This is a genomic window from Muribaculum gordoncarteri (genome assembly GCF_004803695.1).
GTDB classification, from domain to species: Bacteria; Bacteroidota; Bacteroidia; order Bacteroidales; family Muribaculaceae; genus Muribaculum; species Muribaculum gordoncarteri.
Map to the genome: position 1 here is coordinate 2066976 of NZ_CP039393.1, position 19768 is coordinate 2086743.

Consider the following 19768-nt stretch of genomic DNA (forward strand, 5'->3'; position numbering starts at 1 on the left):
TCCATTTCGATAGGTAATCAGAGAAGTTTTATATGAGCATGAGTATAAGCATAAAACACTCAGAGTTAGCAACAATGTCCTCATATCATTTTTGAATTAGTATCTGAATCTTGATGTATCTATTCCTTTTATCTCCTTTTTCTTATATCCGCCAAAACAATAACTGAAATGCAAAGTAAATGAACGTGAATAAAATCCGCTGTTCATATCCAAGTGTTGCCCCTTAAAGCGGACTTTTGTTGCAGGCATTCCTGTATCAAATATGTCATTGCAACGGGCTGATAAACTCAATTTGTCATTTGCAAAATTCCATTTTAATCCGGCAGTGAGATTAAAAATAGATTCTATATCAAATGTCCCTTGTATGACAGGAGTCTGTACATTCCCTATCAACTCGAAAGATAAATTCTTGTTTACTTTAAACGTGTTATCCAATGTGCCGCTAAATACCCATTTCCTCCGATTGAAAGGAATGTCGAAAAAATCATCACAGCGTTGGTGCATTTGCATTCCGACTAAGGAGAATCGGGAATCCAGCCAGTTTCCTGCTTTAAAGGGTACTATGATATTTGCTCCCCATAGCTGCATATAGTTCCAGTTTGTATTTTTATAGATCAGTGCCAGCCTGTCGGTAGATTGATAGGCGGCTTGTGTGAAATAATCCGATGTATGCGTGAAAAACAGACTGAAAATATACTTCTTCATGAAGATATAACTTCCATTCAGATTATAATTCGTCATCGGCTTCAAATTCGGTGTACCCCACAATTCTGTATATCCATTAAGATAACTGACGGAAGACTGCATATCCCAATAACTTGGATAGGTTTTATCCGTAGATAATGACAATTGAAACAGATGTTCCGGTGTTTTAAAATAGGTCAATGATGCTTGTGGAAAGACTGCCCATTTATGATAATTGCCAATCGTATAATACTCTCCTGTAGCAGAAACGGATAAAGATGTACCTGTTGCATAGTTTTTGCTCAACGACACATAAAAACTGGCAGTTTGTTCTCTCAGATTGGAATATGTATTTTGTGTTTGAATGTCACCTGTCACTTTATCGTAAGTTTGGAAATCAAGATCTTTGGCAAATCGATAGGAAACTCCATAACCCAAATTCCATCCTTTGGATAAAGAGTGTTTCCCGTCTACATAAATAGAATAGCGGTCTATCTTTTGTCCGCCAACCATAGAGAAACTACTCTGATTTCCATTTTGATAATCAGTATGTAAACATTGATTATTATTGGAAGTATAATAGGTATAGTCACCTCCTATTTCAAGACCGAATCCTGAATGATATTGCAATGTGACATTGTGCATTTGATTGTCAATATATTTATCAACATTACCGGTTTGGTAATTGCCTGATGTCCGGCTGTTATTATATTGGTCAGGGGTATAACTACCTGTGTAGGCAATATTGATATTGTTTTTATCGTTGAAATTATATTCAAAAGCGGCTCTAAGGTCATGCTTCCAATACTTGCTGCGCAACTGTTCATTTTGTGTGATAGAATGGAGTTCTTCTTTTAGCGTATGCTTGGAATCAAGGTCTATGTACTCCATTTTTTTTACGTTATTTACTCCATACATTACATCAAAAGCCATTTTAGGAGTTGACAACCGAAAGTTCCCGTTCATTCCCCCGTCATTGAAGTATTGGTTTTTATAGTCAGCACTTATCTCACCCTGAAAAGAGTAGTCGTTTGAACGCTTTAAAACAACATTAATAGCCGCGCCCCGTACATGATATTCAGGAGGCGCACTGTACATCACTTCCACTTTTTCCACACGATTAACCGGAGTATTGCGCAAAATCGTTTCAAGTTGTCCGGCATCCATTGTTGTTGGTTTGCCATTTAGAATAATCGTCAGTTTCCCGGCTCCTGCCAAAGTCAGTATTCCTCTCTCTTCTTGTACTCCCGGTATCTTTGTCAATGCTTCATAAGCATTGTTTACAAGTTGATTTTGGGTAAGGACAGCAAGATTATACCCTAAAAGTCCATTCTTCACTTTAACAAAAGGACGTTCTGCCTTTATAATAATTTCATCCAAAGCATAGTCTTTAGGTTGAAGTTGAATAGTTCCGACATCATTTCCCTTACCTGCCATTTGTTTGGTTTCATATAAAATGTGTTGTATTATCAAACGGTATTCTTCCTGTTGGCTATTAAAAACGAATATACCGTCAGTATTAGAGATGGATGCGGCTATATAGGTCGAATCCATCGCTTGCAGAATAATAGTCGCTCCGTCTATCGGTAGTTGTTCGGCATCTATTATTTTACCGCTAATCATTTGCCCATAAACAGTCGTTTGGGAGCAAACGAACGATAGGAAGAAAAATGTAAGTACTTTAATTTTGCGTAACTGCATCATACGAATTCAGTTGATTACAAGAAATCTATCAATCCAATATGTATTTCGGAATGGATACAAAGCTTATTATTCCTCTTATTCGATAGTCTGTATCAGGAACGGTCAATATCATAGTCATATCTATGGGAGCAGGTGATTTGGTCAAAGCATTGTTTATAAGCCTTTCCCAATCGACGCCTAAGTAGGCTTGAATGACTTGTAGCACGTACGAAGAACTGGCTTCTTCGCCATACAGTTCTATTTGGAAATCATAGAACTTCGACGCAGTAGTTCCAGCATCAGCGGGATTGTGTTTGTATAAGCGTAAGTTGGGAATAGCGTATTTAGTGGGTGCCGCACCTGTGTCGGCATTCTGCGTGATGAAGAACTCGTAACCGCTGTCTTTTAGTATAGGCTTGTTATATATGTTATCTTGGTCGAACAGATAGTAGTCCTGAGCTTGATTGTTCACTAAAAAGAGTGTGGTGCCTGCCGGCAATATCGGGTAGTTGCTGTCATTGATAACGTATGCAAGGTAGCAATCTGTTACTTTCACTTCAATAGTTTCTTTATCTCCTGTCACATTGTCTATAATGGACAGCATGGTACTTCCTTTCTGTTTTCCGAACAAAGAGACAACACCTCCCGGCTTGTCTGCATATAACTTGCCATTATAAGTGGCTTGCAAAATATTTTCATCTTCTATCGCCAAACTAATATCCCCACTACCATTTGTTATGTAGATGCTGTTAGTTTCTTGTCCTAATCTTACCTCATAGTAAGTATCTCCAAGACAGAACGGAGTAATCGCTTCATTTTCGTTATTATCATCACTGCAACTTGTCAGTGACCATATGCTTAGCAGCAATGCTATATGCCAGAATTTAAGTTGGTTCATATTACTTTTTTTGGTTGTTATAATCAGTGCAAAGTTACGGGCATTAAACGAAACAACTCTCAAACTAAGTTGAGAGTTGCACAGAAGGGTATTTTTTCGGAGATGCTATTTCTCTCCAAAAGTAATCTCCTTGCGAATACGGCTAAGATATGTTGGCGTTATTTGCAGATAAGATGCCAATTCTTTAAGTGTGATGTTTTGCAGTATATCAGGGCAACACCTTAATAAATGGATATAATGTTCCTTTGCAGACAGACGATACATATTCAGAAAACTATCGTATGCCTGAATGAAAAATCCGTCCGATATAGCACTATGCAGCTTAGGTTCTTTCTCGAATAGTTCATCCACAATGTTTCGGTTACATACATAAACTTCAGAATCCTTTGCCGCTATAATATCTGCTGCAACAGGAGTATTCATCACCAGACTTGAATAATCACCTATCGGAGTATCACAAAATGAAAATCCGGTAATATGAATATTACCCTCTGAGTCTATCACAGAATACTTGAAATATCCGTGTTTAATGAATCCCCATACACATTTTGTGGTTTCTCCACGATGAAGAAAATATTCACCTTTTTTGTATGAGCGTAACTTACCCTCTTTGGTGCATAGTTCGCGCCAAAAGTTCAAATCAATTTTATCTATATAGAGATTGAATTTATCCATATAATAGTCTGTATGACATCTATTTGCAAAGGTAGTGATTTTATTTCAAACTATCTATAACATAACATGTAAATGAAGCCATTCAGACTACAATTCACTCTAAATGGCTTCTTGGGACTATTAAAATTTTACATTTTCATTCCTATCGGTCGGTTCTCATCCTTGACATACAGCCCCGGACGCACGATTGTGACATGGTCGGCAATGAAATTGCCCGTGGGAATTCGTTCACTTGCCGGACTGCTTATCAAAGGAGCATTATGCCATGGAATCGTCCCATCTTTGTTGCCACTTAGCCTCCATCTCCCTCGAAAGCTCCACAATCTCCCGGCTCAGTTTCACGAGGTCGATGGTACACTTCTCCAGCTTGTAGAGCAACACCATCGCCTTTTTCTCCGAAAAGTGGATGCGCAGCTCTTTAACGACCTGATTGTAGTTCGTGCCTATGCAGCGGAACTGGACATGGAAATCCGACAGCTTGGTGTAGTAGTCCAGCATCGTCTTGTCCACCTTCAGCACCTTGAACTTCTGTCCGAAGAAGTGCGCTTTTAGAAAGACTGCTTTCGCATACACGTTCGATTCCTCGTACATCGTCAGGAACCTGTTCCATTCCACATCGTCGAAGCGCACCATCACGCAGTGCGTCTTCGGGTTCAACTTGGGATTTCTCCCGTACTTAGTCTTCTTTTTCATACTTCTTAATTCTTTTAATTTTATGGCTTGTCTATTGCTTAATCTTTGATTAAAGAACCCCGAAATTATCCGACTGCGGAGGATAATTCTGCCCACGGCGGTGAAGGCATTTTCAGTTACTTAGAATTATTCGGGTAACTGAAAATATACCTTATCTAATTTTATTGTTTATAACTGTGCTGATATACAGTGTTATACAAAATTGATGGTGTACTCGTGGTGTACTAATTAGTTGGAGAAATCAAAAAACGGATGTCCGATTTTGGGATATTTAAGGGTTGTTAGTTATATTTAATTCGATTCTTTTTCTCATAGTCGCAGTAGATTTGAGGCTCTGAACGGCTGTTCATTGAGAAAAAATCGCTAATTTTGCAGTCGGATTGACACAGGTCATTCCACTACATTTTGGAAACGAAGCATTATGTTTATCTTATGGTAGGAAACCTGAGAAACTTTCAACCGAGCAGAGAAAGCATAGTGGTTCTCACGCATATAGCGTGGGCTGCTACTGTTATATCTGCTCACAGGCTTTCTCAGGGCCTCCTATCAAGACGTGACATAGTTGCTCACGCTTCTTGTAGGGTAAATTATTAACCGAATGATTATGCGTAAAGTAATACTATCTTCGTTGTTTCTTATTCCTCTTTTGGGATATTCTCAAACAGAAATTCCGGATAGCATAGAGGGAAAAGAACTTAATGAGGTCGTTGTGGAGGCTTCTAATCAGCGGACTTCATCAACATCTTCCACTTACATTCCGATGTCGCGGCAAAAGAATACAGCTTCGGATGCTATATCGCTGTTGAGTCAGATGGCAATACCCCAGCTCAATGTTGACCCTGCAAGTCAAAATGTAAAGACTGTTTCGGGTCAGGCCGTTTCAATATTTATAGACTATGTCGCTGCCTCTGCTCAAGATTTGAGCGGAATGCGCACAACTGATGTAAAGAAGGTCGAATATCTCATTTATCCCACTGACCCGCGATTCAGAGGGGCGCAATATGTCATAAATTTCGTAATGCAGAAATATGAATGGGGTGGCTATACAAAACTTAGTGCAGACAAATGGTTTGGCGTCAATCGCTCGGAGGCCTCGGTTTATTCAAAATTTTCCTACAAGCGAATGACCTTTGACCTCTATGCGGATGAAATTTATCTGACAAACCGACACACAGGGACACAGTCAACCGAAACTTTTCGTTTCCCGGATTTATATGGTAAGGGGCCGCAGACCGTTGAGAGAGTTTCCATTCCCGCTGCTCTCCGTTACCGAAACAATAGCAATGACATAACGTTTCGTGCATTATATAATACAGACAAGACACAAATCTCCAATACGCTGTCGTTGGCATTCACCTCTATACCGCGTAATGATGCCACAACATCACTGACATATGCAAATGATTTCTTACCCGGTTCGACAGCTAAGTCAGTCGCCTCAAGCAATAACTTCAGTCTTAATTATAATTTTGAGATTTATCGCTCCTTCGGCGAGAAATTGGGTATGAACATAGAATCACGTTATAATTACGACCATAACACATCAAATTCGGATTACACAGACAATGATTTCCGTATTATCAATGATGCGAAAGAGGATATGCACTATGTGAGTGCCACGCCATGCCTCGTATGGAATCCCAATAATCATAACAGTTTGATGCCGTATATGCACGCTGAATATTCGACAACCAAAATAAATTATTTTGGGAATTCGCCGTCGCATCAGGATTACGACATCTGGGGATATATGGCAGGCGTGAAATACACTTATCAGCAAAGCCAATGGTCTGCGGGCGGTCTTGTGGGCTGGGTATATGCTGACGTAGATCTATCAGGCACACGAATAAAAGACAATTATCCACAAGGAAACGTTTTCGGCACATATTCTCCCAACGATAAGAATCAGGTTGAAATCACATACGCTTTTGGCAAGCAGGTTCCCGATACTTACCAAAAGAGCCCTAATATGCTTCAGCAGGATGAATTGATGTGGTATGCCGGAACTCCCGGACTTGACAACTATTGGAATCATAGGGCCGATGCTACATATACATGGCTTCCGAACAATAAATGGCAACTTTCTCTGAATGGGGCTTATTTCATAGCAGACAACCGTGTAACCTCTATTTATACTCCCACAGCTCCGAATGGCACGATGTTGCGGCAATATCTCAACGATGGTAATTTCAGCTGGACTACGGTAACGGCAAACGCCACTGCTAAATTTCTCGGAGGCAAACTAATTGCACGGGTTAGTCCCATGTACACGCACTATTCCACGACAGGCGAATACGCGCAAAAGATGGACGGACTACAATGCACGGCACAACTCACATGGTATTTCGGCAATTTTTACCTTTTTGGATGGTATACCACTCCACGGAAAGACCTCAGCCAGACATCCGGAATAAAGGATAGGACACCATCACGATACCAGCTTCAAATTGGATATGGCAAAGGGGCTTGGAGAGCATCTGCGACAGCTTACAATTTTCTTCGTTCAAGCTGGGAATCATCCCGTGAGACACTAACCAGCCAATACTATCAGTTTGACAGACGCACATATGGAACAGCGCAGCATATGCGTTTCCAATTCTCTGTAACTTATACTTTCGGATACGGTAAAAAGATACAACGGGGTAATGAAGTCAGTGGCTCTGGTACTGGACAGAGTGCAATTCTTAAATGAAGGAGCTGATTTGAATTAACCATTATAGAGCCACTGAGAAAATTTGACTGTTCTCAGTGGCTCTTGTAATGTGTACGGTTGTTTATCTTATTCCGAAGCCTCGCTTTATGGTCTGTGTCAGCCGTTGCCATTGGTCTTTGAGCCATTGGAATATCCGGGTGCCATTGACATGGAGATGGAATTTGTTGTCCGTGGGGTCTCGCTTGATTTGTACCTTTGCCCCCGAAGCGTCCACCTCTCTCCGCTGGAACGGATAATAGAGTGTCGTGCCTGACTTTAAGACATATTCATTCATTGAGAGAAGCCCCTTTATGGAGTTGTCATTCAATCCCACGTCCTGACATTCCTCTATCGCCGGAAGCATGGCAACCGCATCGGGAAAGAACTTGACGAAGTTACCAATCTTCCATTCATAGCTGCGGACGGTGTCTGCCTCATGTTCTTTCTGCCGTCTCAGGCTATCCGATAGATTGGATATCTCACGGTGTAAATCCCGCTCCCGCGCCTCTGCACGGTCTTTCATCTCGCTGATTTCATTATCCTTTCTGACAATCTCGGCTTCAAGTCTCTTGGTCTTGCTCCCGGTGAATATATTGGCGATGTTGCTGCCGAGTTCCTTGCGTTGCGCATCCCGCTCGGCTTTCGCCTCGTCGCGCTCACGGATGGCGTTTCGGGCTTCTTTTCTCGCCTCATCAGTCTGTGCCTCGTATGCCTTTTTCTCGGCGGTCAGCCTGTCGGTATCCTCTGCAAGTCCTTTCCGTTGCTCCGCAAGTCTGACGGATTCCTCCGACAGTCCAGCGTTGGTGTCGGCAAGCGATTTGTTTTCGGCGGCGAGAGAAGAATTAGCCTCGGTCAACCGAGTGTTTTCGGAATAAAGTTCGTTGTTCTGCTGCCGTATTTCCTCGTTGACCTGCGTGAGCATTTTCTTCCGGGTGTCAAGGGCGGTTGTCCGGCACTCAAGGCTCTCCACCTTGCTCTCAAGAGATTTTTTCTCTTTGTCGAGCTTTCTTTTCTCAATGGAGAGATTGCCGATGTCTTCTTCAAGACCTTTCTTCTTCACCATGCAGTCGCGGTAATATTCGTGCTGCCCGATGTGGCGCGCCTCGGAACCACGGATACCACGCTCCAGACCGTATTTCGCCATAGCCTCGGCATAGATGTCCTGATAGCGGCTCATCTTTCCGCGCTCCATTATGTCGTCGGCGCACAGCCTCGGACGGTTGGCGGCTTTTGTGCGGTAACGCTTCTTTGCTGTCGCCTCCCTCGCTTTCTTCTTTCTCTCGGCGGTCACTATCGGAACGACGGCGATGTGAAGATGCGGAGTGCGCTCGTCCATGTGCAGTGCGGCTCCGACAACATTGTCGCCGCCGAATGTGTCGCGCGCCCACTTTATGTTGTCGGCAATCCACTCGTCGAGCTTGCCGCTGTCGATGATTTTCTGCATACCTTCGTTGTCGGAGGTCATAACCAAGTTGAGGCACCGAACCTGCCTGTCGGAGATTTTGCGGGTAATCCCTGCATTGGATATACGGTGTTCGACAGCCGCCGCAAGCCCGGTTATCCCGTCGGGATATTCGACCAGATTGTAGCGGTTGAGATGCGTCCTCGCCAGGTCCGCGTTTTCGGGATGGGCGGTGCGCTCGATATGCTTGGCTATCGAGTTCAGTGACGAGTTCGCCTTGATGATGTGTAACACTGCGTAGCTCATAGGCGGACGAGTTTAAGTTGCGGAGCAATCGGAGTGTACGGCTTTCTGTTAAGCCGTTCCGGGGTTTCCAAAGGGGTTGACCTCTTTGGCATATTGGGGACATTTTCAGCGTATCGGAACGATATGCGGCTCGGAAAATTCCCTAATATGCTAAGGAATTTCCGGATGGCGTAATTTCCGTGCCGCCACTGCACGGATGGTACTGCACTGCCATAGCAGTGATGCACCGCTATAACCACTGCACTGAATGCAATGGTTTCTTCAATGAAAAAAGAATGTTTCACGGGATTTCAGTTTTGGATTTACCCCCTGGCACTTTCGGCATTTTGGCATAAAGGGGATGCCTCGGCATATCCGTCAGAAATGCCAAAGTGCCAAAAATGCCAAGGGGTGGATAGGTTATAACTTGGTGTAATTTCCGTGGGTGTTGCGGATGAAAAGCACTCCCTTTCTGTCTCTGAGAAACCTCTTGAAACTGCGCTCAGGCATACCGCATTTCCCGGCGATCGCCACACCCTCTGCGGTAGTGAAGCCGTCGGGAAGCTCCGAGAGAACCGAGAGCTGCATCTCAGTCAGGGCATCCTCGCTGATGATGCCCTGCACCTTTGAGGCACTTATGCGAAAATACTCCGCAAGACGTATCGCCCTCTCCACCGTATCCACCTCTATCATTTTCTTTTCACTGCCGCACGCCCAGTCGGAGAGGGCCAGCAAGAGAGAAAAGCGGATAGCGTAGATTTCGAGTTTGCTTGCTATGGAGGTAAGGGTATCGCTGCCGTCAGCGTTGCAACGGTCGGTCTGCTCGTTCTGCCACTGATAGAGGCGGTCAAGAGCGTCCGATGAAAAAGGAACATCCTCGGATATTATTTCACCGTCTGCATCCACCTTGGGAACAATGTCGATAAGCCGGGAAAGGATGCCGCGCCACTCTGCCGCGATGTCAAAAGAAGGCATCCGGCAGCACCGGTTCCATTTAGGCTTCGTCTGGTCGGACGGGAATACATAGAGTATGCGCTCCATGAATCCGTTGGCGTTGCGGTTCCCGGCGGCAAGGTCGGTCAAAACCTTCGGCTGGATAGTTCCGATTACGCAAAGGAACGGATTGCGGATAAACACGCCGCTCTGACTGCCTTTGCGGTCGGACATGGCAACCTTGTGGTTGAACACCGACATCCAGAACTCCGATTCAGAGCCGTTGTTGTAGCGGTTGAAGTTCTTGACCCATCCGGCAAGCTCGTCATACATCAGAATCAGTCCACGACAGTTTTCCGACAATATGCGGTGAACCGCCTCGTTGGTCACATCCTGCATCATGAAGCGGATGCGGTGCGGCTCGACGGGATTGAGGTCGTAGCCGTTTGGAACACGTTCTTTCGGCGGCAGCTCCATCGCAGCATTGTAGCGTTTCAACGCCTCTGCGAACTGTGCCGCTTTCTCCGCGTCGTGGTCGATGAGCGGTTGCATGACATAACTCAGCGGATGGCTCTTGCACACTCCGGGACATCCGACAAGGGCAACGAAAAGAATAGCATATTCTTTCCATCCTGCCATAGCCTCGGCGTGATGGGTGTTGCCTATTACCGCCGCCATTGCCGAAAGCATCGCTCCAGCCATGTAGTCAACAGGGAAACCGAGAGTGGCGTTTGCCTCCTTGATGATTTCCTGTAATCTTGACGGCAGGACATCAATCGGGAACTGATTGGTTTTCTTGCTGTTGTCTGTGTCTGCAATCAAGCACTCGGAGGTTGACGGAGGTACAGACTGACTGTTCAGTCGGTCAGGAGCATGATTTGTCACTTCCTCATTTTCGTGACAAGTCACTTGTGTATCTGTGATTGCAGGTGTATCACTGACATCATTGGCTTTCTTTTTGACGGAGGTTTTCTTCTCATTGCCTTTTGGCTTTGAGGCTGCCTTTACTGATGATTCGGTTTCTTTTTTCATCGGCTACCTCCTTTCTTCTTCGGTCTGTCTTCCGCATTCAGCACGCCTACGGCTTTGCCGTTGACAAGTCTGCTTTCAGCCCAGCTCAGCAACTCTGATTCCTTGAAGTGAAGCTTATTGTTGAATTTCCAGTGCGGTATGGTGCCGTTGCTCGTTTCCTTGTAGAGCTGCCCGATTTTCATGGGATAGCCGTTTTCGTTCAGGAACTCGAGTGCTTCGGTCACTTTCAGCCCATCGGGATCCCGCTTTTTTGATTTTGCGGAAGCGTTGGTGAGTGTCGCCAGCACTCCCGATTCAGCAAGGCAGTCCTTGACCGCGTCTTTCAGGAGGCGCTTCAGAACCTCGATGAAAGGAAGATTCAGGTAATCTGTAATTGTGTTCATTTGGATAGGGGGATTAGTGGTTTGGGGATTTGTCTTCTTCTCACACATCAGTTTTCGGATGATAAGTGATATGCCGTATGTTCAACATACTCTTGGTGGGTGTCGTCAGGTCATAGTGATAGCGTCTGTCAGCCCGATGACTACACCCGGAGGATTAAAGGCTGGCGGACACTGCAAAATTAATATCGGACTTGCGTCCTTCTGATGTGCGTAAAGGCGAATATCATTGAAATGTCGACGGACTATATGTTTTGGTTGCCCTTCCGGACGGGCAATAAAAAAGCGGGGCCGCGCCGATATGTCTTTCTAACATGCCTTTGGCGAGGTCTCGTTATTATGTTTTCAGTCCTTTCCTGATATGTCTCCGATTAATGAATAATCGCCCTTGTCGCAAGGGGTGTGGCAGGGGTGCGTCAACCGTCACCGCCCTGCCGGGTCGGTGCTTCGCGTTGCCGCGAGGGGTCATGGCTACTGCCACCTAACCGCTTTGATATTTTTCCAACAAAAGAAAAAACGGAATTGTTCAGCGATGTCCGGTTTATTCCGGCGATTGCCGATGTGTGTCTTTCTTTCCTGACGGATATGATTCCGTCACGGCTGCGAAGTTACGAAACGGTTTCGATATATGCAAGTTTTTTGAACCCCGGAGGGCCAATCTGCGTCATGAAGCCGTTTTTGAGAGCCTCAATGAAAGCAATATCCACGAAATTAAATGGCATTTATTCGGTTGCAGACTTGCTGCACATGGTCAAGTCCATAAAGCAAAGAATGGCTGTCAATTCCCATCCACATAAACAGCTTATGAAGATTCTGATAAGCATTGAGGATATATGAGGTTCCGATTTGAGGCTGTCTTCTCGCAAAACAGATAGGTTCATGGTGTGCTATTCGGTTTCGGAGGATATTGATACCGTCAAGTTCATTGAACATATAAGCATTGTTGTATTGCACCTCTGCCGATGAACGAGGCTTGTTAGGGAATATTCGGAGAAGAATCTGCCCTGTGGCACGATACTGAGGATTGGCAAACATATATTTCCAGACTCCGAACTCCATTTCTGCAAGAAGTTTATGATGAGTGTATTCGCCAGTCCTGTTCAGACGGTTGAAAGCCTTGGTGATTATTCGCGCACTATCCCGGCAACTGGAAATATCGAATATGCCTCCCGCCAATACGGAATCACGTAGCCAGTTCTCTCCGAACCGGGTTGTTAGCTCGCGGTCAATGGCATTTCTTAACGCCACCTCGAAACAACTCAATAAAGTAAACACTTCCTGTGAAAGATGAAGATTCAACCGATAAAGCGACATGGCTTTTCGGGTGTCATTATCGCAGGCAGCAACATATCTGTTGAGCCTTTCCGGGGACAATATATTCTGAAAATCGGCGAATTTCACTTGCTTTACAATCTTTTATGAGCCAGAATTTGTTTTAATCAAAAGAAAGCACTACTTTTGCAGTGTTGATTCCCGGTAGCCCCTGACTCGTCAAGCTATCGGGTTTAGTTTTTTTGTATCTGCAAAGATAATCATTTTCATCGGATTGGGCAACAGAGAGAAAAAGGACACCGGGTATCCCTCCCGATGTCCAACCACTAATCCGCGTCAGGATGAAACAATAACATGATGACTGCGAATCTTGATGCAAAGGTAGTGTTTTTCAGCCGTATGCACAACTCTATAACAACAGAAAGCGCCAAAGCACCGGAAATGCCATGGGCTATTTTGCCGTTTCCGTGTCAAACGCGACTTTTCCGAGTTTGTTTATGGCTTTCTGCTTCCGCTGGTCGATCACATGCAGATATTTCTCCGTCATCTTTATGCTGGCGTGTCCGAGAAGAGAGGATACTGTCTTTATGTCGGTTCCGGCATTCAGAAGATTTACGGCGAAACTGTGCCGGGCGCAGTGCCATGTGATGCTCTTCTTTATTCCGGCGTTCTTCACCCATCGGGCGAGATGTTTTCTCGCCGTACCCTTGTGGGGCAGATCGAATATTCTCTCCCTCGGGTTGTCATCATCCTTAGGCTGTCCTATCAGCTTTATAAGCTCATCGTTGAGCGGCGTCACGACTGCGGCATGTGCGCTGCGTCCCGCGCTTTTCTTCTGGTTGAACCTCATCACCATGCTCTCGTAATCGACATTGGCGAATGTCAGTTCTGAAACATCGCAGTACCGCAGTCCGGTGAAACAGCAGAAGATGAATGCCCGCTGCACCTCACGGTGTTCGCCGTCATATCGGAACGCCGCGAGGGTGTTTATCTCTTTCGGTGTGAGAATCTCCTTCAGCATAATGTTTGTGTCGTACACGATGCGGATTCCACGGCAGGGATTCTTTTTTATCAGTTCTTCATCAACCGCATCGGCAAGCACCTTCTTGAACCAGTGGTAATTCTTTCGCGGCCCCTCTCCGGTGCATTTCTTCCGGAGATAGTTGGTGAATCCGAGAACCATGTCCGGAGTGACGGCATCCATCGGCAGGACATCCTTGTATTTTGAGAACTGTGGAGTTAGCTCAAGATACTCGATGAAGCGTGTCAGAGAATATTTGTAAGACCTGCGGACTGGCAGTGTGAACGCTTCGTTGTCCCGGTGTTGCCGGAAGTACTTGAGGAAGTTACTCTCCTTCTCCCTTTTCAGGCGGTAACCCTTTCGGTCTTCAAGCATCTCCTGCTCTTTCTCAAACCGTATCTTCTCGGCGAGGGCGATGGTGTTCTTGTTCTGCTGCCGTTCCTGAGCCGAGCGGGGATGAACCCACACATACAGATTAAGAGCCTCCTTCTTGCGCAGGTGCTGCACCTTGTATTTAAGTTTTCCTTTCATCGCCCCGGATTCATACACGACATGGTTGCCGTCATCGTCATAGACGGGCGATTCGCTACGGCCGAGATAATACTCCAGCCATAGACTCGCGCGTCCGTCTGACATCTCCCTCTGGATGAGCTTGGGATTTTGTTTCTGTTTATTTGGCAGTCTGCCCATAATGAATTAATTTTGTGTTTGTGGAGCAAAGGTAATAACAGGTTGTGAGACACGAAAATCACCCACAACATCTATTAACAATCGAAATGGGCAAATGGTGTACTTATGGTGTACTAAATGCGAAAAAAGATACAATCAGAAGAAACTGAATAGAAAGCCTGATTTATCTAATATACTGATAGTCACTGATAATAGTTATAACGGATTATATCGGTTTTCCCTATGAAAAGACATACCTTGCTGTGTCTTTGAGGACACAAAAATCCTCCGCCTGTCGGATTTGTTTCCGGGTGTACTCACTCATCTTGGGTATCGGTTAAGCCGATGAAGTGTATTCACCAGCCCAACCGACTTTCTGTAATCCCGTCAGAGCTTGCGCCACTGCTCGATGTCGTTCCGATAGGTGTCGAGGTGCAGGCGGACGAGGTTTTCAATCAGCCCCGATGCGCTCATGCCCTTTCCTCCGAGGAAGCGGACAACCCTGTCGAGTTCGTCACGCACCGTCTCGCTGACGAACACGGGCTTGCGGTTGACAAGTTTCGGGACTTTCAGGTAGGTGGCGCGGTACTCCTCCAACGACAACCTGCGCTGCTTGCTGCTGACACGCTTCTGCAGCATTGCCGTTTTCTCGACCGCCTCACTTGACGGTTCATCCGCCATAGCGGTCTCCGTTTCCTCCGTAACGGTATTGCCGGGCAGTTCCAGCTCATCCGGCTCCAGACCGATACGTCTGTAGATGTCATTCATCGACTTGGGAGTGTAGGATTCCCTGCGTCCCATCTTTTCCACGATTTCACGAGCCTGCTGCTCTGTAATGTTTGGTTCTCTCTTCATTGTAAAAAACAAATTGATTAAGTTATTAACTGTGGTCTTGGTAAACACCTTGACCGATTATCGGGAGCAAAGTAAGGTGCTTTAATACAGTCAGTCAAGCACTTGGATTCTCTTAGGCAATTTTGTGTGGTTTTGCATTATGGCGGTTGATAAAGCGGTGAGGACTTCACCGTTTTGCCGGATGTATATGCCCGAAAGGGCAAAGACTCAATTGTAGGCGAATTTGAATTAAGTCCTTATTTTTCCCCTTGCCACCTTTCTATTTTTTAGAATTAAGAGGATAACCGCTGCCTCCAGCCAATGCCAACCTCTACCACCCTGTGCCACTTGCTGCCAGACCTGATTGAAACCATTGCCGGATGCCGGATTATGTATTTCTTTGCAGGAGAAGGAATGATAGCCGCCAAAGGGAAGTCAGCATCCCGGACAATGACTGCCGTATCAGCGCAACACGCTTCCACTTTCGGGGAACCTATTGTCAGGTAACAGATTATATATTCCTTTGCGGCAAAAGAAACAGTAACAACTAAAAGAAAGACAATATGGAAATCGTATCAATCGAGAGAAAGACCTTCGAGGAACTGGTCGCCAAGTTCGACCGCTTCGTCAGCCGTATGGATGCCATCTGCCATCGTCACGGCGAAAAGAAAATGAGCGAGTGGATGGACAATCAGGACGTGTGCCGGATGCTCAACATCAGCCCCCGAACCTTGCAGACGCTTCGGGACAACGGCACGTTGGCTTATTCGCAGATAAACCACAAGACCTATTACCGTCCCGAAGACGTGCAACGCATCGTTTCCATCGTGGAGGACAGGCGAAAAGAAGCAAAGTTCAAAGGCAGAACAATCTGATAACCGAATAGAGTAATAACAATAATTCCACTAAATCCAAAGTAATATGAACGAACTGATTAACAAAGACAACGAGTGGATAATCCACTTCTTGGGCAGCCTTGACCGTCTGCTGGACAACGTAGAGCATCTGACCGCAAACTACCGCCCGACACTGAACGGGGAGCGTTTCTTCACAGACAAGGAAGTGTCGGCACGGTTGAAAGTGAGCCGCCGGACGCTTCAGGACTACCGCAACGAGGGACGTATAGCCTACATTCAGTTGGGCGGCAAAATCCTCTACCGTGAATCCGACATCGAAAGGATGCTGGCTGACGGCTACCAATCCGCCTACCGACTGAAGGCAACCTGATTTTCTTGAAGGAGCGCAGTTTGCCGTCTGCCCTATGTTTGCGGCAGCAATGGAACTTCGGCAAAAAGACAAAAGGAACGGCTTACAGATGAAGCATCAATGTTTAGCTTCGTCTGTAAGCCGTTCCTCTATTTCTTCTGATTTCCCGCCAGTCGCTTGTTTCCGTTGCCGGATGCCTTTCAAGCGTGTGGATGGCAGTGGCAAGGTTTTCGGGCGGAATACGCTCAAACCCGTTTGAGGAAGATTCTGCCTGAAACGGCTCTGCCGCCTGACCTTGCCAATGCCGTCAAAGCCACACGCTACCTTTGCATCCGAGCATCGGGAACAGGTGGCTGACGGGATGAACCTCAACTATACCATAGGTTACTGCCCTTACCGCAAGAGAAGAACAATGTTGTCGGACTTCCTTTCTTGGAGGCGCAGATTTCATTTATTACGAACCGTCTGAACTGAAAACTTTCTTTACTGCATATCCTGAATGCAATGGCTATAATCATTTCAAGGTTATACACATCATAGCTGATGCCGTCAGTTTGCTTGATATACTTCATTGTATAAGTTTCACTCAATTCCTTGTTCTTGTAGATTGCCCGTATCGCCTTGCGGATGTCGCACGAGAACACCCCAAACAGGTCGGCTATCTCAAACTGGGTCATCCACACGGGGGCAGTTGGTACGGTGACCACCCCCGTTTCACTGATTGTTATTATTCCTCTGTTCATAATTCATCTATTTTATAATGGTTATTTACTATTCTCTTTCTTTTCGCCAGCCGATATTTTCTTTCTCCGCTCCATCAGTTTGTCCATATCCTTGGAGATTTTATCGTCTGTTATCCGTGCATATCCCTGTGTCGTCCTGATATTGGAGTGTCCCATCATCTTGGCGATGCTCTCAATGGGTATGTCCGCTGAAATCAGGAAAGTGCCGAAGCTGTGCCGACTTTGATGATAGGTCAAGTTATCCTCTTTTCCTATGGTTATTCCCAACTCGTGAACCTCAAACCATAGGGCATCACGGTTGGGAAGAGGAAACACGGGCTTCTCATCATCAGTTGTGTTATACAGCGACAATATCTGTTCCGCTATGGGATGTAAGGGTATGAACGCCTCCACTTTTGTCTTCTTGCGGTTGATGCGGATGTAGCGTCTGCCCTCCGCATTCGTCCCGATATGATGGGGATGCAGCAGTTGTATGTCTGCATACGCCAGTCCAGTCAGGGTCGAGAAGATGAAAGCCCGTCTTGCCAGTTCCATCCGCTTGTCATACATCGGTGTGGAAAGTATCTTCTTGAACTCATCACGGCTGATGTACCTGTGTCTTGCCTCAGGTTTCGTTTCATATTCCAAATCCTCGCAGGGGTTCACACGGATAATCTCCTTATCGACTGCAAGGTACAATAATCGGTTCAGCCAACGCAGACAATGGTTTGTTTGGGAAACTCCGAAGTTCTTGCATTTCTTCAAATGGGCTTTGTAGGACTTGCCGAAATCCTCCGTCACTTCTTCAAGAGGAATGTCCTTTTTCCCGGTTGACGCTATAAAGTCCGTCAGGTATTTCTGGTAGTACATTGAAGCCCGATAGGAAGAAGTGGAATCAATCTCTTCGGAATGTTTCTTCAACCGCTCACGTTCCCATTCTCCCATTTGCAATAAGGTAGTCGGATGAATGTTGTTCAAGGATATGTGGTTTTTCAGCATTTCGGCACTGACCACGCCTTGCGATTTCAGTATCTCGGTGTAGGCTTCTTCCGTCAGACGCAGATATTCCCGTAAACGGTTGTTCTCCCTGATAATCTTTATCTCATTCTTCCTGCCGTTCCAGTCTTCTGGGCGGCAATAGATACCTGTGCTTATGACTGTCTGCTTGCCGTCAATGGTTATACGGCAAAGTACGGCGGTCGTACCGTCAGTCTTGACTTTGCTGCGGTTGATATAGGGCAATAGTGAAAAAGTGCTTCGCATATTGTTGTTGGGTTTATAGGGTGAGTTTGAAATCTTGGGTCGCTTCTATGAACTTGTCCATGTCCTCGAACAGTTTTTTCGGACTGACACGGGCATATACCTGAGTGGTGGAAATATCGGAGTGTCCCAGCATCCGACTGATGGTCTCGATAGGCACACCCGCTTCGAGCGTGATTAACGAGGCGAAACTATGCCTTGCCTGATGATAGCACAAATCATCCTTGATACCCGCCAGTGCAGCTAACGCCTTCATGTGCCTTCTGAGATTTGACCAGCGCAGTAAAGGAAACAGGGTGTCCCTTTCCTCACTGTGATACTTCTCAATCAGAACAATCGCTTCCGGCAACAGTTTTACACTGGCACGAAGTTCGTTTTTCTTTCTCCGATACTTCAACCACAAAGCCCCGTCCTCATCCGTACATAGGTTCTCACGAGTAATTGAGACAACATCTGCATAACAGACCCCGGTGTAACACCCGAAGAGAAACATATCCCTTGCCAATATGTGGGATTTACGGTAAGCAGGTATTTCCACATCACGGATTTTTTCAAACGATTCACGGCTCAATGCCCGTGGGGTTTTATCTGACTGCTTAGGCAGGGTGAAATGCTGGAAGTGGCTCCTGTCTGCATAACCTTCCTTATAAGCCAGACGGCATATCTTCTTCAAGATAGCAAGATGATGGCGGACGGTATCTATCGCATATCCCTTGTTTTCCATGGCGAATGTCTGATAGTCGTGGATGAATTGTTCTGTAAGCTGCCCGAATGCCAAATCCTTGACCTTGTACTGATGCTCGATGAACTCGCCAAGTGTCAGGCGCATATAGTGATAGCCGGGATAAGTCCCTTTCGCACGGTCAATGCCAATACGGGCTTTTAGGTCGTCACAGACAACGTCCGTCATTCGCATGAGGGTCATTTGTGTTTCCATGCTGCCTTGAAAATGATTCTTCACATCGGTGGCATCGAAATCTACTTTACGGCTCACAAGATTGTCAAAGGCGTTGTTCACCGCCAACAGCAACTTCTCTATTTTGGCATTGGTTTCCACCGCCTCCCTGCTCTTGCCGTTCAGACGGCTTTCACGGGGATTCCACAATTCGGGTGTGCAGGACAGCTTGCAACCGAACTGCGCCATCGTGCGATTCACGGTGATACGTCCCATGATGGGAGCCTTGCCCGACTTGTCCAGTCCGCTCTTTTTGAGGTAGAGCAACACCTTGAATTTCACTACTTTCATACGCTTATATTTTTAAGTGCAAATTTACTTGCCATATAAGCGTCCCTTGATATGCAAAACACTGTGTATGAGTGCAAACAAAACGGTGAGGATTTCTTTTTATCGCTTTCCGTTACCTGTTCCCGTTTCGGTAACTGCCCGGCTAACGGTTTGGTAACTGAACAACCTCAATATTCCGTTG

At 45.8% G+C, this 19768-nt stretch carries 16 protein-coding genes; 3 read left to right on the forward strand and 13 right to left on the reverse strand.

Annotation, left to right across the window (positions count from 1 at the left end; genetic code table 11):
* Positions 1-96: 96 nt before the first annotated feature.
* From E7746_RS09165 to mobA, 4 genes are all read right to left on the reverse strand, one after another.
* Positions 97-2388 carry a TonB-dependent receptor domain-containing protein gene (locus tag E7746_RS09165; protein WP_034502598.1) on the reverse strand — a complete coding sequence of 764 codons (2292 nt, stop codon included), beginning with the start codon at positions 2386-2388 and terminating at the stop codon, positions 97-99.
* A gap of 28 nt (positions 2389-2416) precedes the next feature.
* Positions 2417-3265, reverse strand: a complete 849-nt coding sequence (locus E7746_RS09170) for a hypothetical protein (RefSeq protein ID WP_027201741.1) — start codon at positions 3263-3265, stop codon at positions 2417-2419.
* Positions 3266-3370: 105 nt separating this feature from the next.
* Complete coding sequence (locus E7746_RS09175; protein WP_027201740.1) at positions 3371-3940, reverse strand: Crp/Fnr family transcriptional regulator; 570 nt, start codon at positions 3938-3940, stop codon at positions 3371-3373.
* A gap of 258 nt (positions 3941-4198) precedes the next feature.
* A complete protein-coding gene (mobA, locus tag E7746_RS09180) occupies positions 4199-4633 on the reverse strand; it encodes a conjugal transfer protein MobA (RefSeq protein WP_121737300.1) in 435 nt (144 codons plus the stop codon).
* A gap of 604 nt (positions 4634-5237) precedes the next feature.
* On the opposite strand from mobA, the gene E7746_RS09190 reads away from it, so the two are divergent.
* Entirely contained in the window at positions 5238-7325 is a 2088-nt protein-coding gene (locus tag E7746_RS09190; protein WP_136410604.1) for a TonB-dependent receptor, read from the forward strand.
* An 82-nt stretch (positions 7326-7407) separates the two neighbouring features.
* Here the strand turns inward: E7746_RS09190 and mobV are convergent, their stop codons facing one another.
* From mobV to E7746_RS09220, 6 genes are all read right to left on the reverse strand, one after another.
* Positions 7408-9033: a MobV family relaxase gene (gene mobV, locus E7746_RS09195; RefSeq protein WP_136410605.1), complete on the reverse strand. Its 1626-nt coding sequence runs from the start codon at positions 9031-9033 to the stop codon at positions 7408-7410.
* 399 nt (positions 9034-9432) lie between these two features.
* Positions 9433-10977: a DUF3987 domain-containing protein gene (locus E7746_RS09200; RefSeq protein ID WP_136410606.1), complete on the reverse strand. Its 1545-nt coding sequence runs from the start codon at positions 10975-10977 to the stop codon at positions 9433-9435.
* Complete coding sequence (locus tag E7746_RS09205; protein WP_136410607.1) at positions 10974-11360, reverse strand: helix-turn-helix domain-containing protein; 387 nt, start codon at positions 11358-11360, stop codon at positions 10974-10976. The genes E7746_RS09200 and E7746_RS09205 overlap by 4 nt, the downstream gene beginning before the upstream one ends.
* A 708-nt stretch (positions 11361-12068) precedes the next feature.
* Positions 12069-12758, reverse strand: coding sequence for an Abi family protein (locus E7746_RS09210; protein WP_136410608.1), 690 nt, complete (start codon positions 12756-12758; stop codon positions 12069-12071).
* A gap of 322 nt (positions 12759-13080) precedes the next feature.
* A complete protein-coding gene (locus E7746_RS09215) occupies positions 13081-14340 on the reverse strand; it encodes a tyrosine-type recombinase/integrase (RefSeq protein WP_136410609.1) in 1260 nt (419 codons plus the stop codon).
* A 366-nt stretch (positions 14341-14706) separates the two neighbouring features.
* Positions 14707-15174, reverse strand: a complete 468-nt coding sequence (locus tag E7746_RS09220) for a DUF3408 domain-containing protein (RefSeq protein WP_121737299.1) — start codon at positions 15172-15174, stop codon at positions 14707-14709.
* A gap of 542 nt (positions 15175-15716) precedes the next feature.
* On the opposite strand from E7746_RS09220, the gene E7746_RS09225 reads away from it, so the two are divergent.
* Positions 15717-16028, forward strand: coding sequence for a helix-turn-helix domain-containing protein (locus tag E7746_RS09225; protein WP_057329350.1), 312 nt, complete (start codon positions 15717-15719; stop codon positions 16026-16028).
* Between the two features lie 46 nt (positions 16029-16074).
* Positions 16075-16380 (forward strand): helix-turn-helix domain-containing protein, encoded by a 306-nt coding sequence (locus E7746_RS09230; protein WP_057329351.1) that lies wholly within the window; start codon positions 16075-16077, stop codon positions 16378-16380.
* Between the two features lie 347 nt (positions 16381-16727).
* Here the strand turns inward: E7746_RS09230 and E7746_RS09240 are convergent, their stop codons facing one another.
* From E7746_RS09240 to E7746_RS09250, 3 genes are read right to left on the reverse strand one after another with little or no spacing between them, the layout of a single operon-like run.
* Positions 16728-17102, reverse strand: a complete 375-nt coding sequence (locus tag E7746_RS09240) for a hypothetical protein (RefSeq protein WP_057329352.1) — start codon at positions 17100-17102, stop codon at positions 16728-16730.
* Between the two features lie 21 nt (positions 17103-17123).
* Positions 17124-18344 (reverse strand): site-specific integrase, encoded by a 1221-nt coding sequence (locus E7746_RS09245; protein ID WP_121773633.1) that lies wholly within the window; start codon positions 18342-18344, stop codon positions 17124-17126.
* A 13-nt stretch (positions 18345-18357) separates the two neighbouring features.
* On the reverse strand, positions 18358-19587 hold the full coding sequence (locus E7746_RS09250) for a site-specific integrase (protein WP_121737513.1): 1230 nt from the start codon (positions 19585-19587) through the stop codon (positions 18358-18360).
* Positions 19588-19768 lie beyond the last annotated feature (181 nt).